This window comes from Methanobacterium veterum, from assembly GCF_000745485.1.
GTDB lineage: Archaea > Methanobacteriota > Methanobacteria > Methanobacteriales > Methanobacteriaceae > Methanobacterium_D > Methanobacterium_D veterum.
The window spans coordinates 369,900-385,501 of sequence record NZ_KN050694.1; the positions used below are offsets into that span (position 1 = coordinate 369,900).

The following is a 15,602-nucleotide window of genomic DNA, read 5'->3' on the forward strand; positions in this document are numbered from 1 at the left end:
AGGTTAAATTGTTGTCTTTTTTAGCCTGTTAAAAAGCAGCGCTATCATTGCAGTTGATGCAGGAAATGTAAACGCGAACAAAACAAGTGAGAAAGGGAATCCAAAGTCCAGGTGTGTAACTGCTTGTATAATTGCTACAATCCCGAGTATACCATTTACCACAAATATCCACTTTACTGCTGTTTCCATTTTCCCTCCGCTGAAGAGAAGTCCAATGAAAATCATAGACAGGCTCAGCCATGTATATCCCAGTACTTCCATGGACCAGAAGACAGAATTCAAATTACCGAAGGCAAAGAGAGTAGTTCCATCGAGTAATCCTGTTGAAATACTCTGGGATATGGCAGTCATCTGTAAATAGTAATTGGCAGTGATCTGTGCTAGATATACCACTGCAAAGACGATGCCGAGCAGACTTAATATCTGTTTTTCTTCAGGGGTGAATCTGTGAATGCTTACAGTTAAAATGAGGTATAAAGGCGCGATAAGGAAACATGGAACCACAAACATCAGTATCTGCCAGTAATGCTGAGTGTAAGATTGGGCATAAATTTCTATACCCTGCCAGTTAAAATTCAGTGGAAATATTACAAAAGTAACTACAAGCGCAACCAGAAACATAGCTGATGCGATAGTAACACCCACTGCAGACCATGTACCAATTTTAGCCTCAAGTAAAAGCTGTTTAGGTGTTTTCTTTATATTTAAGTTTTCAATCATGATTTTTCCCCATTAGATTTCAATTACGATTTTTTAAAAAAAAGGAATTATTCTTCCCTAAAGAACATTTTAGTCCTCATCTCCTCCAAATTGGAAACTATACGTGAGAGATCGCTTCCAGGAATGCTGACCATAATGTCTTCCTGATTGATATCCATACTTTTCCTTGCTGCAACGTCTCCGAACCCGTAAGTGACTTTTCCAGTCATATATGGTGTTGCGGCCATTGAACTGCATACAGGAACTGCATCAGTGCCCAATCCATGTTTTCCTGAGTCATATGCATTTGCGTGGAGTATTTCCATCCCCTGTTTTGCGCTGCAGAGCACGAATATCACATCTGGCTCAAATTCTGCCCTGTTTAAAGGGGCAAAAACAACTGCACTGAAAATCCCGGGATTTATGTATGTTTCATGTTCTCTTGAACGCTGTACTGCAGCAATATCTTTATACAGGCCATTTGGGACCATGAATGCTCCGCTTTGCACATTTGCAGGGTATTCTTTCATATCTTTAAGTCCGCAATATCTTGCACCGCCCATGCACGCTTCTTCTTCAAGGGTAGAATAAAATATTTCCCCTCCCATAGCTTTGGTAAGTTTTGTGCAGAATCTTGATTTTTCGCTTTCCTTTTCAACATTTTGGGGTTCATTTACAGACCATTTTATGGCCACAGGTTCATTTTCCAATTTTAAAAGTTCATTTAATTTCTTTCCCAATTCATTATAATCCATATTTAACACCTCTTTACTAAAATAACGCTTATATATCAAAAATTTAAATATTTGTTTTTTATGGCTTATTCTTTTAGTTAAATAGCTATACTACAGCCAAACTTTTTTTTGTAAAAAGTTATGGCATCTTTCACCCATACAACTAATTCCTTCCCTTATTTTCTTAACATGTGGAGAAATAAATCCCCTATATCACTGCTAAATTTCTCTTCATTGATTCCTCTGTTTTCAAGCATCTCTTTAGCCCAATCGCCCATGTTCACCTTACCGTTGAAGATCACAGATAAAAGAATTGCAGCTTCCACAGGGTCTATGTCCTGCCTGATTTCACCGTCGTCTATACCTTTTTGTATGGAGTCTATTCCCACAGACATTATTTCTTTAAATAATCCTCTTACTTCCTGGAACTCTTCACTGCTGTTCATTTTTTCCATGTCAAACTGCTTTTTAATTGATGTGGGGGAGTACAGCAGCCTGAAGTAATCAGGGTATTCGGTAGAAAACTCCCTGTTTGCATTTCCATATGCTATAAACTTTTCTAAACCAGTGTTTCCTTTTTCAACTCCTTCTTTAATCATTTTATCCCAGATTCGGATACCACGTAAGACTATGGCAAAGTACAGCGATTCTTTATTTTTAAAATAAAGGTAAAGCGTACTTTTGCCAAGCCCCACTTCTCTTGCTATTTCATCCATAGAAACTTCATCAAAGTCCCTATCAATTAACAGCTTTCTAGCAGCATCTATAATATCATTTTGACGCTGCTCTCTTTCTCTTTCCTTCCATTTTGCAAGTGACATATCATTTCACCTATACCTATCATGACTACTAAATCATGTTAATGACTCATGAGTCAGTAATATAACTTGTGAGTCTAAGAGCATATAAAGGTTTCGGTTTAAAATAAAAACTGCAATACAAAATCAATTATTTAAAAACAGCTTTTATTCATGAATAGGGCAGTTAACTTTATAAACCCTCAAAAATAACATTTTATGGCAAAACAAATTTATAAATTAAAATAATGAGCGGATGTTAAAAAAATGCCACTTGTAAAAGTAGAAATACTAAAAGGAAAATCTAGTGAATATAAAAAAGCCATACTGGACGGAGTACATGATGCTCTGGTTCAGGCAATTAAAATACCAGATTATGATAGATTTCAAAGGTTATATGAACTCGATAAAAGCAACTTTGAATACCCTGAAACTAAAACAGACAACGTAACCTTAATTGAAATAACCATGTTCCAGGGAAGATCCCTTGCAGCCAAAAAAGAGCTTTACAAAGCCATAACTGATAATTTAGCTCAAAATCCAGGGATAAATGGCAATGACATCACAATTGTCGTACATGAGCCGTCTCTAGAAAATTGGGGAGTTAAAGGTGGCAAGCCAGCTAATGAAGTTGATTTAGGGTTTGAAATTAAAGTTTAATTTATATTAAACTATCTTATTTTTCAATTATTTTTTTCAGGTTATATTATTAGGCATTAATTATTCAATTTGATTTAAAGGTAAAATGATAAACATTAAAATTATTAATTTCTAGAATCCATCATTCTATCATTGAAATCTATATTTTTCCACTTAACGCCTAACATGTCTGCCTGCTGCATGAGAATTTTTACAGCATTCTCATTTCCTTTAACAAGTACTAAATCTTCACCTGCTTCTTTATATTCTGCAAAGGCAATGGTGTTGTAATAAATTTCCTTTTTAATTTCATTTGTTATATTTTCAAGCAGCACTTTACCAACGCCAAGGGTAGGGTCACCGTCTTTAAGGTACCTAATTTCATTTGAGACTTTTCTTTTGAGGTTAAAAAGTCTGTTTATGAATAATTCCTCTTCTTTACCATCTTCTACTTCTTTACTCCTGAGCAGAGTTATAAATGTATCTAAGAGCTCAGGTAGTTCATTTTCATCTTCCATTTTACCGCCTCTTCGAGATTTAAGTTTCCAAATTCTTTTTAGTATATCGATCATATACTTTAGAACACGGTATAAGATTGAGTATCACCTTATTTAAACGTTACATTTTAAAAAAAAAATATTGGCGTAAAACACTTAAATTTTAAAATAAAATGTAATACTGATATATAAACTAATTTAGTGCAGTAATTAATTACATATTAACTAAAAAAGTATTTTATAACCATTTATAATTAAATACGCCATTTTAAAGTTTAAATCAAATTAACACTTTTTATTAAAATATATTAATAAAAAATAAAATTTAAAATTCATCTTAACTCAAATTTGAATTATATTTAACTCAAAATCATAGGACAAATTTAATATCTTTTTTTGATATGGGATACAGATTATAAATAAATGAAAAAAAAGGAAAAAATTTTTTTACCTATGTTGGTAAAACTTTTTTTCCATAAAGTTCATTCAGCACCTCTGCAAGCCCAACGTATATCGCACTAAATCCAGTAAATATTCCTTCATATCCTGCAATTAAAGTTATCATTGAGTTCCCTGTTATTTCTCCTGCAGACAGCAGGAAAAATAGTATTGCTAAACTAAGGAATACAACCTGTAATCCGCGGCTTATTTTCAATGTTCCTACAAACATTACCAGGGTGAAAAGTCCCCACATGAACAGATACGCTGCAAGTGACACTGCATCCGGTGCAGCTCCGAGGTTCAGTTTTGGTATTATAAGTAAGAACACGAAGGACCACCAGAACAGTCCATAAGATCCAAAGGCGACCATAGCAAATGTGTTGCCGTTTCGATATTCCATTAAACTTGCAATAATTTGAGCTATTCCCCCATAAGCAAATCCCATAGCAAGTATCATGCTGTTTAACTCGTAAAACCCTGCATTATGGAAATTTAGGAGAACTGTGGTCAGTCCGAATGCTATAAGCCCTAGAGGTGCAGGATTTGCAGGAGTATGTTTTGAAAGCTTCCTCCCATCTATAGTTATGGTTGCAAAATCATCTTCAACTATTTTTACACCTCCTTTTTTGCATTAATTTATTCTTCAAGTGTTGAAATATCACCTACGTCTTCTCCCCGATCTCTTGCCCTTAAAACTCTTCTCATGATCTTTCCACTTCTTGTTTTTGGGAGTGAGTCTACCTGTGTAATCTGTCCTAAAACAGCTACAGGACCTAATTCATATCTAACGTGCCTGCTTAAATCTTCGATTAACTGGGTTTTAAGCTGGTAACCTTCTTTTAATATTACAAATGCCTTAATTACTTCTCCTTTTATTGGATCTGATTTACCTATGACTGCTGCTTCTACTACTGCAGGATGGCTTACAAATGCAGATTCAACTTCAGAAGTACCAATTCTGTGCCCTGCAATTTTTAAGACGTCATCTGATCTTCCCTGGATCCAGAAGTAGCCGTCTTCATCTTTCCTTGCTATATCTCCTGCTGTGTATACACATCCTGGAACTTCTTTCCAGTATGTGTTAATAAATTTCTCTTCATCATTGTAAAGTGTTCTAAACATTGCCGGCCACGGTTTTTTGATTACTAAAAGCCCACCTTTTCCAACAGGCACAGGGTTTCCCTCATCATCAACTACATCCGCATCGATACCAGGCAATGCCATTGTTGCTGAGCCAGGTTTAAGTGGAGCTATAGGTAATGGAGAAATCATATGCATTCCAGTCTCAGTCTGCCACCATGTATCCATAATAGGGCATTTTTCTTTTCCTACATTTTTGTAAAACCACATCCAAGCTTCAGGGTTTATTGGTTCTCCAACAGTTCCAAGGATTTTTAGTGATGAAAGGTTGTAGAGGTTAGGATATTTGCTTCCAAATCTCATAAGGTGCCTTATTGCAGTTGGAGCGGTATAAAGTTTTGTTACACCGTATTTTTCAACAACACTCCACCATGCTCCTGGATTTGGGTAATCCGGTGCTCCCTCATATACAAGAGTTGTTGTACCTAAAAGGAGCGGACCGTAGAGTAAAAAACTGTGTCCTGTAATCCATCCAATATCTCCTGTACACCACCATAAATCTCCATCATGAATGTTGAATACATTGTTAAGCGTTGTTGCTACCCCTACCATGTATCCTGCTGTTGTATGCAGGACACCTTTAGGTTTTCCTGTACTTCCTGAAGTATAAAGGATAAATAACGGATCTTCAGCATCCATTTCCTCTGCTTCCAGTTCGGCTGGTTCTCCTTCAATAAGTGTTTCGTAAAATATTTCTCTTCCACTTAGCTCAGACATTTCTATAGGGATTCCAGTGTGTTTTACAACAACTACAGTCTCAACAGTCGGGCACTGCAGCATCGCTTCATCTGAGACTCTTTTTAAGTCTATGATTTTTCCTCTCCTAAATGTCCCGTCTGCAGTTATCAAAATTTTTGCGTTACAATCATTTATTCTTTCAACAAAAGCACCAACACTTAATCCAGAATAAACAACACTGTGTATTGCCCCTATTTTAGTACATGCAAGCAGTACAACCATTAGTTCTGGACACATAGGTAAATACGTTGAAACTACGTCTCCTTTTTTAACACCTAAATTTTTAAGCGCATTTGCAAATTTGTTTACTTCCCGGTACAGCTCATAATATGTTAATTTTTTCTCATGTCCTCTTTCATTTACATATAAAACTGCAACCTGGTTTCTTTTATCAGTAGTAATCCATCTATCCACTGCATTATATGCCATGTTGATTTTACCGTTTACAAACCACTTGTAGAACGGTTCATTACTATCATCAAGTACTTTATCCCACTTTTTAAACCATACAAATTGTTCTGCCTTTTCTGCCCAGTATTTCTCAATATCTTTTCCTTTTTCAATTTCTGATTCCCAGTCTTTCACGTGCAGTACATCAATTATTTCTTGGCCTGGTTTGAAAACCCTTTCTTCGTTCAGCAGGACATCTGTATCATGTCTCATTCTTTTTTCACCACTTTTTGTTTCACTCGAAAATATGTTAAAAAATTCTATAATTTTCGAGGGCCCCCAAACACAAGTATTTGAGGGTTTTTTCAAAGTATGATGATTAATAAGTTTTTATTGATATTTATATTTTACTATTATTAATCATTATAAATATTGATTAATCATGATAAATATTAAAATTAAATAATAATTATACCGGAGTTATAATATTAATTAAAAAGTGTTTAAAAGTAAAAATAGAAATAGATTTTAAAATTAATGAAAACACTGTTTTAAAGTAACCATAGACTATTTTATAAAATATTTAATAAACTCAAAAATAAAAATCTATTTTTTACCCAGCATTTTATCTACTGAATCTTTAATTGGATTTAACCATGGTTTTAGAGCTTCTTTAGTACTGGTTTTATTAGTACTTGCAGTATTTTTATTTTCTTCATCATAATTGTTATATGCCTTATTTCGATTAACCACAAAGTCATTGAGCCAATCTGCCAGTTCATAATCGTGAAGGTCTCCAAAAAATACCCAGGCATAACCCTCATGTTCACTGCTTAAATTGAGGTAACCATCTATAATTTCACCAGACATTACAATGTGAATAGCCCTTATTAACGGTAAATTCTGTTCACAAACCCCTACAACATGATCTAACTTAATTTTCAAATTAGTTTCTTCGTAGACTTCTCTTCTAAGGGCCTGGTCAAAAGATTCACCTGAATCTACTTTTCCTCCAGGAAGTTCCCATTTTCCAGGGTTAGTTTTAGAACTTGTGGAACGTTTAATGATCAAAATTTTGCCGTTCTCATCAGTTAATAAAACCCTTACTGCCAGACCAAAAACGTACTCTATCATTTTGATTTACCCATATTTTATGCTATAATATTCATTCTCTATTTACATATATTAATACTCTTATTTTTGGACTAAGTTAAATAAAGAAAGATTTGTACAATCAAACTGTTTTAAAACAAATTTTCTTAAAATTAACATTAATGCACATAATATTTCGCATTTAGTTATATATAAAATTTATAGATCAATTTAATTTAGAAATAGCAGTCGATTAAGCAATAATTTCAAAAAAGAAAAAAAGTAAATGATGTTTATTACATCATTGGTGGCATTCCACCAGGCATTCCGCCCATACCTTCCATATCAGGTGCAGCACCGGTACCTTTGGTAGCGATAACATCATCGATACGGAGGATCATTTCAGTAGCTTCTGCAGCGGACTGTATAGCCTGTTTTTTAACTCTCTGTGGTTCAACAACACCAGCCTGATACATGTCGACTACATCTCCAGCGAAAACATCTAATCCTATGTAGAATGATTTTTCGTGTGCTGCTCTTAAGTCTACAAGAGCGTCGATGCTGTCTAAACCTGCGTTTTCAGCGAGTGTTTTTGGAACAATTTCTAGAGCTTCTGCAAATGCAGAAACAGCTAACTGTTCTCTGCCGCTGATTGAATCAGCGTATTCTTTTAACCCTTTGGATATTGCTATTTCAGGAGCTCCTCCACCAGCAACAACCTTTTTATCTTCTACTGTGGAAGCGACAACACCAATTGCGTCTTCAACTGCTCTTTCAATTTCTTCTGCAACGTGTTTTGTACTTCCCCTGAGTATTAAAGAAACAGCTTTAGGGTCTCTGCAGTCTTCTATGAATGTTAAAACTTCATCGAATATTTTCTTTTCGTATACAAGACCAGCTTCTCCTAAATCTTCTGGTTTTAAGTCATCGAGGTTTGTTACAACTTTAGCACCAGTTGCTTTTTCGATCCTGTTCATGTCGGATTTTTTAACCCTTCTAATTGCATATATACCGTTTCTTGTGAGGTAGTGCTGTGCGAGGTCATCGATACCTTTTTGACAGAATAAAACATTTGCACCGGATGCAATTATTTTATCTACCATATCTTTGATCATTTGTTCTTCATTTTCAATGAATGCCTGCATTTGAGCAGGGTCTGTTAAACTTATTTTAGCATCAGTTTCAAGGTCTTTTACTTCAATTGGGTATTTGACAAGTGCTATTTTAGCATCTTCGATCTGTTTTGGCATTCCAGGGTCAGTCCTGCTTTTGTCTACAACAACACCGTTTACTATCATTGATTCGTTGACAGATTCTCCTGAAATCCTCTGAATATTAATGTTATCAGTGTCTACTTCTCCATCTTCTTCAACCTGTCTTACAGCGTCAACAACAAGTTCTGCCAGTGGTTCTCTTGCAGCTTCGGATCCTTTACCTGTCATTGCAGTCATTGCAACTTTCAAGAGAGTATCACGGTCATCAGCATCAAATGAAATTAAGTTTAATAATTCCTGAGCTTTTTCTGCTGCCTGCCTGTAACCGGTAGCGACAACAGTTGGGTGTATGTCCTGGTCGAGTAATCCTTCTGCTTTTTTGAGTAATTCTCCAGCTATGATTACTGCTGTTGTTGTTCCGTCCCCTACTTCATCTTCCTGGGTTTTTGCAACTTCTACAAGCATTTTAGCTGCAGGGTGTTCAATATCCATTTCTTTTAAGATTGTTACACCGTCGTTGGTTACAACGATATCTCCAAGGGAGTCTACAAGCATTTTGTCCATTCCCTTAGGACCTAAAGTAGTTCTTACAGTTTCTGCAAGGAGTTTCCCTGCAGTAATATTTACTCTTTGAGCGTCTCTTCCTAATAATCTGTCAGTACCTTCTGGAAATATTAAAATTGGTTGGTTTCCACCACCTAATTGTGCCACATTAATCACCTCAAAATTTTTTTGAAATTGCGGCCCTCGAAAACTATGTTTTCGGGGCATGTAAAAATTCAAAGAATTTTTACTGCCACAAAACTTTCAGTTTTGTGAGCATCGAAAATTTTTATATAAAAATTTTCGAATGTTCAGGAAATTTTAATCATAAGATTGAAATTTTCCTCAACCTCTAATTTTTATTTTTAAAAGTTACACAGAAAATCTCATTTGAGATTTCCTTTAGAATTCTATTCTTTGTATTTTATCAATGGGTTAGAGGTTCTATAAATAATTTGCGTATACTGATTTAAAACAATTGCTTATAATTTAAGAAAAAAATGTGAATTTATTCAGTAAATAAAGACTCTTTTACATTTTGAATTAAACAATATTTAATATTTCGTCCATTTTTTAACTCAAATGTTCATCGTTATCTATTTTAAATTTAAATAGTCTTATTTTATTCTTCGATTTCGTATTCAAATTCAAAGAATGGTTCCCCGCTGATTTCATCCTCTAAAAGATGCTCCATTTCATGTGAAACACCATATGCATTTGAACCTGTAAATTTAAAAGGCCCTTCAACTTTTTTTAGCATGATTTTTTTACTCATAGGATTGAGTGAAGCTTTTATTGCATATTCGGCCTCAATTGTTGTCGTATATGGTCTTTTTACAATTTCTCTTTCCTTTTTATTTCCACATTTTTCAAGCCTGTAAATTATCCCTTCCTGATTTAAGATCACAGGATTTAAAAATAAAAATACATTTTCAAGGGTGTAACCTACCATTTTTTCCTCATCAAAACGGGTGATCTTTTCTTTTATAGCCATTACATTGGTAGATTTTACTTTAAGGCTCCAATCTCCCCCAAATTTAATTGAAAAAAGTAAAGGCAAAAATACATCCTGAGGAATTTTAAGCTTTTCTATGACTTCTTTTTCCATTAAATTAAATGATAATTGTTTTTTAAAATCTTCTACCTCTTTTATCTAAACACTCTCCATTTAATTTATTATCTGCTGAATTTACTTTACACTTAATGTAAGTTTAATTGAATTAAATTAAATTTTCAGCTTATCTTGAGTCCCATATGATTTATGTATTTACCAAATAATAAACCCTGCAGAAACTTAAAAACATGAAAATTTAATTATTTTATTTTAATTGATTAGTGGAAACATATACTACTCTTAACACTTAGTATATCATTAATATATACTTTGTTTTAAAATTAAAATTATTATTAAACGTTATATGAAATATACTTCCATGATTATTTTAATTGATCAGTGTGTTAATTAAAATAAATTTAACCATCATCATATTCAGCTTGTATAATCATATAATATACATTATACTTCAATTTTATTTTTTAACTAAACATTATTCAATATTGGGAGAAAGCTTTTTATTGTATTAGTTACAGATAAAGGCATGTCAAATTTGTTATATAAAACCACATGTGGAGGTGCAGTTGTTTGAAAACAAAAATAGGAGCCATCCTACTCATAATTTTAGCGACATTAGGCTTTTCTGAAACAATAGCAGCTCAACATGTTGCAGAAGAAGAGCATTCACGCAGAAAGACACACGGACCAGCAGGAAACAACGCTGTCATAAACCATCTGAAAATACACAGTAAATCCATAAAGCATCATTACAATTATTTTCAAAAGTTAATGGCCAAAGATCACAAATAAAAAAAAACTAAATGAAAATATACCTATTTTTTTTAAACTTTTAGTTTATTATTTGACGAGAGATATTTACCCAATATTTCATTTACAGTGGTAATCAAATTTGAAAAATTGAATGATTTACTTGTTTTTATATTTAATCTAACGTTTTTTAAGTTCATATTCATCTGTTTTCTAACTTTTAAAGTAGTTTCACACACCTAAATTAGTAAATAGTTGTAGATCTTTTCTATTTTTTAAGAGCGAAAACAGAGCTGGACAAAATATAAAAATATAGTTAGTACATTATAATGACGGTTAACTATATAATTCTGTACTAGCATTAAATTGTAATGGTGATTAAAAATGCCTAAATGGATAAGTGGAAAAGAAGTAAGCAAAGAAGAAGCAGGAAACTCGCTAAAAAATCTGGTTGAAAATGTATGTTTTAAATGTGAAACCCACAGCGACGAATGCTCACTTGCAAAAGCTGCTGCAGACATTAAAAATATGACAGAATAATAAAAATATTTAAACAGGTTTACAAAAAACCTCATATTTTTTCTTTTTTTTAAATTTAGTTAATACTATTTTTTAAACCATTCAATTTAAATAATAAACATCAGTAAAATAGCATTTTACAAATGCAACTGTTAATTATTCTAAAAAATAGAAATTATACTATACAACACTTGCGTATATAATTATAATTCCGCAGATTGCCAGTACAAAATATAAGATATAGTAAAGATTTTTTTTTGATTTGTAATTGAGATATTTGTCTGCCCATGATTTTTTATGACTTAATCTACTACACTGGTGATCAAATAACATGAATACGCTATAAAAAATAATCCAACTATAAAACTAATAACTAGTTTAAAAACGGATTATATAAACTATTCTTTCTTAAATTACTTTTTTCCATTTAATAACAAAGTGAATAATTCCAAATATTAAATTATATATATAATATTGCGCATCATATTTACATATCGCCCTAAACAAAAATTATACGTATTTTGAGGGCAGAGATTAAATTTTAGCCCGAATACTAATTTAAATGCCGCATTATAGAAAAAAACAGCCATTTCAAGTAAATATAAAAAATAATCTCCAAATCATATTTTTCCTTTTGTACTCAAACAAGTTTTAAAGGTAGCTGCAATTTATTTTTTAAGTTATTCCTTATAATTATGGATTAATTTTATAGAAAAATAGGGAAATAATATGATATAATTCGTCTAGTGTTATTTAAATAATAGAACTTATAAAAATTCATATATTGGATTAGTTATAAATGAACTAAAAGTGAATTGTTTTAAGGAATATTAAGTAATCATTTAAATTGATTTTAACTTATTGTAAATTAGAGGATGACAGAATGCCAGTTATAACATTTGAGTATGATGATCTTTATAAAATTTTAGGAAAGAAAATCCCCAAGGATGAATTAATAGATCTTCTACCTATGATTTCAAGCGATATAGAAGATTATGATGATAATGAGATTAAAGTAGAGTTTTTTCCAAACCGCCCAGACCATTTAAGTGTTGAAGGGGTTGCCAGGACACTTAAAGGATTTTTAGGTATGAAAAAAGGTCTGCCTGAATATGAAATAGAGCCTTCTGGAATAAATGTTGAAGTTGACCCTGATTTAGGTGATATAAGGCCCTACATTGCTTTTGGAATAGTGGAAGGAGTGGATCTAAGTGGAAATAACTTAAAACAGGTCATGGAATTCCAGGAAGACCTCCACTGGGTTATAGGAAGGGACCGAAAAAAAGTTGCAATTGGAATTCACAATTTAGATGTTATAAAACCTCCTTTTTTCTATGAAGCCGCAGATCCAGATAAAGATTCATTTGTACCCCTTGAATGTACTCAAGAAATGACTTTAAATGAAATACTGCATGAACATAAAAAAGGAAAGGATTATGCTCATTTACTTGAAAAATTCGATAAATATCCCCTTATAGTAGATTCTAACGGTGATGTACTTTCAATGCCACCTATAATCAATGGGGAACTTACTAAACTCACAGAAAATACCAAAAACATCCTTGTTGATGTTACTGGAACTGATGAAAAAGCTGTAAACTATGCCCTTAACATCATTATGACTTCTTTTGCCGAGGTAGGGGGCAAGTTAAAGTCCATGAATGTAATTTATAAAGACCGGCAGGTTCAAACACCTGATTTAACTCCCAAGAAAAAAGAAGTAAGCGTTAGCAATGCTTCAAATAAAATTGGAATAGACCTCACTGCAGAAAATGTAGTAGATTTCCTTGGAAAAGTTAGAATTGGAGCCGAAATTAAAAGTGAAGACATAGTTGAAGCTGTAATTCCAGCATACAGAATAGATATCTTACATGAAGTTGATATTATTGAAAATATTGCTATAGGGTACTGCTTTAAAAAAATAGGGTCTGAGCTACCGGAAATTGCAACTATCTCAGAGGAAAATAAAGGTGAAACTTTTGATAATGTGCTAAGGGAAATTTTAATTGGAATGGGCTTTATTGAAACAATGAGCCTTATGCTTACCAGTGAAAAAGTGCATTATAAAAACATGAGGCTTGCTGAGGATGAACGTGTAACTGTAGCCCAGCCAATATCAACAGACAGGACCATGTTAAGAAAGAACCTCTTACAGGGATTAATGGAATTTTTAGAAGATAACAAACATGAAGAACTTCCACAAAAGATTTTTGAAGTTGGAACTGTTGTATTTTTAGATGAAACCTGTGAAACATGCACCCAAGATTATAAAAAGTTAGCAGGGGCCATAACTCATTCTACTGCAAACTTTACAGAAATTAAATCCACAGTAGCAGCGTTATTTGTAAATCTTGGGCTTGAAATGGATATTGAAAATTACATCCATCCCTCTTTTATAAAAGGGAGATGTGCCAAAGTTAAAGGCAGTATTAACTGGAAATCTGAAAAAATTGATGTTACAGGTTACTTTGGAGAAGTCCATCCAGAAGTTATAACCAATTTTAACCTGGAATACCCAGTTATTGCATTTGAAATCATGTTTAAAAACTCTGAATTATTTTAAATAAAGAGTTTAAACAATTTCATTATTTAATTTTTTTTAGATGCAATATACATTACTATTTTATTTTCAATAAAAACTCTAATTCATCATAAACAGTATTCTTATACTATATTTAATTTAAAAAATGCTACTTTTTTAATTTTATTTTCAGTCCAAAAACCTAATTTCGCATTAAACAGTAATCTTTTATCCATTATGTATTAATTCATAAAAAAAACACTACTATCCATGTATATTTATTAAAATAATCCTAATCCATCATTAAATGATGATATTTTGTCCATATGTTCTAATTCATTAACACGCTACTGCCCTATTTTATCTTTAATAAAATTTTAATTCATCATAAATAGTAATCTTTTTATACTCTTATGTGTTAATTTATTAATAGTATATTTGGAGGCAAATAAGATGACATTTGCTAAATGGGTAAAAATTATTTTGAAAAATCCTGTAATCAAAGATAAAAGAGAAACTGATGAACTTATTTATACTGTTGGGGAATCTTTCGATAAAAATCTTGGTAAGATAAACCAGATCCATATAAATGGAGACCAGATAGTTATTTCATGCAATTCGCCAGAAAATAACGAGATGATATCTGTGGGTATACCCCTGAATTCCAATGTTTTGAAATATTACTATGGTAAAAATTCTATGAAAATTTCCTGAGAACCTTAAATCTCAGTCATAATTTATGCCAATTATTTTAATCATATTTTTTATTTTAACTACAATTTATCTAAATACAGCACAAATACAATTTAAAAACTTTAATTAACAATAAACAGTTTAGTCTATTTGCCCATAACTGTAATTACAAATTTTCTATTTCTCGGACCGTCAAGTTCAACGAAAAAAACACTCTGCCATGTCCCCAAACTTAAATGACTATTTTCTACAGGAATAGTTTCACTACTTCCAATAAAAAAAGATCTTATATGTGAATCCGCGTTGTTATCTATTTTATCATGTAAATAGTTATTATTCTCTGGAATTAAAGACTCTAAAGCATATTGAAAATCTTTCACCAGTCCAGATTCATTTTCATTTATAACTATTCCCGCGGTTGAATGCTTGGCAAATATATTAATCACGCCATCTTTTATTTTACTTTTAGTTAAAATATCATTAATATCCTGTGTCATGTCTATAATTTCAACCCTCTTGTTTGATCCTTTATTTAATACGAATTTTTCCATCTCCATATGCTCACCGTTTATAGATAATATTCTGCTTAATTTAAATTAAATCCAGGTATTGATAGAAAAATACTAAACATATTTTATCCACTATTTCTCGCTTTAACCAATTTTAATCTATTTTGCTTCTATTATGTCAATATTCATTTAAATATTTTAAAAACCCCTAAAAATTAATTATCATTTGCCTATTACAAATTAGCAACATGTAACAAAGTTTACAGTAATATTTTGAGATTTTAGATATTCAACACACTCTTCAAGGGAAGATCCCCTAAACACGATATCCTCTTCTCGAAGTTGATCCATAGATTTGTCTTCATCCAGAATGCTGTTTAGCTTTAGCACTATAAAATCACCAGATACCTCACGAATAATTTTAATAGATTCTAACTTTTTTTTATCAGTTGGAACCCAATCAAATGGATCAAATCTATCTGGAAAGCGTCTTGACTTTCTTAATCTAATTATTTTTCCTTTTAAATTTTCTAGACTCATAAAATCACCATTTACTGATTCATTTTGTTTTCATAAAAATAAATATTTATCTATTCCTTATTTTAATTTTTAAA

The 15,602-nt window shown here is 32.2% G+C and carries 17 protein-coding genes; 6 read left to right on the plus strand and 11 right to left on the minus strand.

Annotated features, from left to right (window positions below; all coding sequences use genetic code 11):
- Nucleotides 1–3: 3 nt before the first annotated feature.
- The 3 genes from EJ01_RS15625 to EJ01_RS15635 all read right to left on the minus strand — a co-directional run bounded on the left by EJ01_RS15625 (nucleotide 4) and on the right by EJ01_RS15635 (nucleotide 2,254).
- Nucleotides 4–720: a hypothetical protein gene (locus tag EJ01_RS15625; protein ID WP_048082638.1), complete on the minus strand. Its 717-nt coding sequence runs from the start codon at nucleotides 718–720 to the stop codon at nucleotides 4–6.
- 47 nt (nucleotides 721–767) lie between these two features.
- A complete protein-coding gene (locus tag EJ01_RS15630) occupies nucleotides 768–1,454 on the minus strand; it encodes a DUF169 domain-containing protein (RefSeq protein WP_048082639.1) in 687 nt (228 codons plus the stop codon).
- Nucleotides 1,455–1,609: 155 nt separating this feature from the next.
- Nucleotides 1,610–2,254: a TetR/AcrR family transcriptional regulator gene (locus EJ01_RS15635; RefSeq protein WP_048082640.1), complete on the minus strand. Its 645-nt coding sequence runs from the start codon at nucleotides 2,252–2,254 to the stop codon at nucleotides 1,610–1,612.
- Nucleotides 2,255–2,497: 243 nt separating this feature from the next.
- On the opposite strand from EJ01_RS15635, the gene EJ01_RS15640 reads away from it, so the two are divergent.
- Nucleotides 2,498–2,890, plus strand: a complete 393-nt coding sequence (locus EJ01_RS15640; protein ID WP_048082641.1) for a tautomerase family protein — start codon at nucleotides 2,498–2,500, stop codon at nucleotides 2,888–2,890.
- A gap of 104 nt (nucleotides 2,891–2,994) precedes the next feature.
- Here the strand turns inward: EJ01_RS15640 and EJ01_RS15645 are convergent, their stop codons facing one another.
- Complete coding sequence (locus EJ01_RS15645) at nucleotides 2,995–3,387, minus strand: hypothetical protein (protein WP_048192900.1); 393 nt, start codon at nucleotides 3,385–3,387, stop codon at nucleotides 2,995–2,997.
- 430 nt (nucleotides 3,388–3,817) lie between these two features.
- Complete coding sequence (locus EJ01_RS15650; RefSeq protein ID WP_331275710.1) at nucleotides 3,818–4,330, minus strand: acetate uptake transporter; 513 nt, start codon at nucleotides 4,328–4,330, stop codon at nucleotides 3,818–3,820.
- Here EJ01_RS15650 and EJ01_RS18020 point away from each other — a divergent pair.
- The gene (locus EJ01_RS18020) at nucleotides 4,311–4,442 is read left to right on the plus strand and encodes a hypothetical protein (protein ID WP_269221203.1); all 132 of its coding nucleotides are present in this window, start codon (nucleotides 4,311–4,313) and stop codon (nucleotides 4,440–4,442) included. The two genes, EJ01_RS15650 and EJ01_RS18020, sit on opposite strands and share 20 nt — an antisense overlap.
- Before the next feature lies 1 nt (nucleotide 4,443).
- On the opposite strand, the gene acs is transcribed toward EJ01_RS18020, so the two are convergent.
- From acs to EJ01_RS15670, 4 genes are all read right to left on the minus strand, one after another.
- On the minus strand, nucleotides 4,444–6,348 hold the full coding sequence (acs, locus tag EJ01_RS15655; protein ID WP_048082644.1) for an acetate--CoA ligase: 1,905 nt from the start codon (nucleotides 6,346–6,348) through the stop codon (nucleotides 4,444–4,446).
- A gap of 333 nt (nucleotides 6,349–6,681) precedes the next feature.
- A complete protein-coding gene (locus EJ01_RS15660; RefSeq protein WP_048082645.1) occupies nucleotides 6,682–7,209 on the minus strand; it encodes an NUDIX hydrolase in 528 nt (175 codons plus the stop codon).
- A gap of 254 nt (nucleotides 7,210–7,463) precedes the next feature.
- The gene (gene thsA, locus EJ01_RS15665; protein ID WP_048192901.1) at nucleotides 7,464–9,092 is read right to left on the minus strand and encodes a thermosome subunit alpha; all 1,629 of its coding nucleotides are present in this window, start codon (nucleotides 9,090–9,092) and stop codon (nucleotides 7,464–7,466) included.
- Nucleotides 9,093–9,546: 454 nt separating this feature from the next.
- Entirely contained in the window at nucleotides 9,547–10,032 is a 486-nt protein-coding gene (locus tag EJ01_RS15670) for a RimK/LysX family protein (RefSeq protein ID WP_048082647.1), read from the minus strand.
- 534 nt (nucleotides 10,033–10,566) lie between these two features.
- Between EJ01_RS15670 and EJ01_RS15675 the strand changes: the two genes are divergently transcribed.
- From EJ01_RS15675 to EJ01_RS15685, 4 genes are all read left to right on the plus strand, one after another.
- On the plus strand, nucleotides 10,567–10,788 hold the full coding sequence (locus EJ01_RS15675) for a hypothetical protein (RefSeq protein ID WP_048082648.1): 222 nt from the start codon (nucleotides 10,567–10,569) through the stop codon (nucleotides 10,786–10,788).
- A gap of 342 nt (nucleotides 10,789–11,130) precedes the next feature.
- Nucleotides 11,131–11,286 carry a hypothetical protein gene (locus EJ01_RS17435; RefSeq protein ID WP_157197657.1) on the plus strand — a complete coding sequence of 52 codons (156 nt, stop codon included), beginning with the start codon at nucleotides 11,131–11,133 and terminating at the stop codon, nucleotides 11,284–11,286.
- 862 nt (nucleotides 11,287–12,148) lie between these two features.
- Nucleotides 12,149–13,828, plus strand: coding sequence for a phenylalanine--tRNA ligase subunit beta (gene pheT, locus EJ01_RS15680; RefSeq protein ID WP_048082649.1), 1,680 nt, complete (start codon nucleotides 12,149–12,151; stop codon nucleotides 13,826–13,828).
- A gap of 411 nt (nucleotides 13,829–14,239) precedes the next feature.
- The gene (locus EJ01_RS15685) at nucleotides 14,240–14,500 is read left to right on the plus strand and encodes a hypothetical protein (protein ID WP_048082650.1); all 261 of its coding nucleotides are present in this window, start codon (nucleotides 14,240–14,242) and stop codon (nucleotides 14,498–14,500) included.
- Between the two features lie 125 nt (nucleotides 14,501–14,625).
- On the opposite strand, the gene EJ01_RS15690 is transcribed toward EJ01_RS15685, so the two are convergent.
- Both EJ01_RS15690 and EJ01_RS15695 read right to left on the minus strand, forming a co-directional pair.
- Nucleotides 14,626–15,036, minus strand: a complete 411-nt coding sequence (locus tag EJ01_RS15690; protein ID WP_048082651.1) for a secondary thiamine-phosphate synthase enzyme YjbQ — start codon at nucleotides 15,034–15,036, stop codon at nucleotides 14,626–14,628.
- Nucleotides 15,037–15,228: 192 nt separating this feature from the next.
- Nucleotides 15,229–15,528, minus strand: a complete 300-nt coding sequence (locus EJ01_RS15695) for a hypothetical protein (protein WP_048082652.1) — start codon at nucleotides 15,526–15,528, stop codon at nucleotides 15,229–15,231.
- Nucleotides 15,529–15,602: the final 74 nt, after the last annotated feature.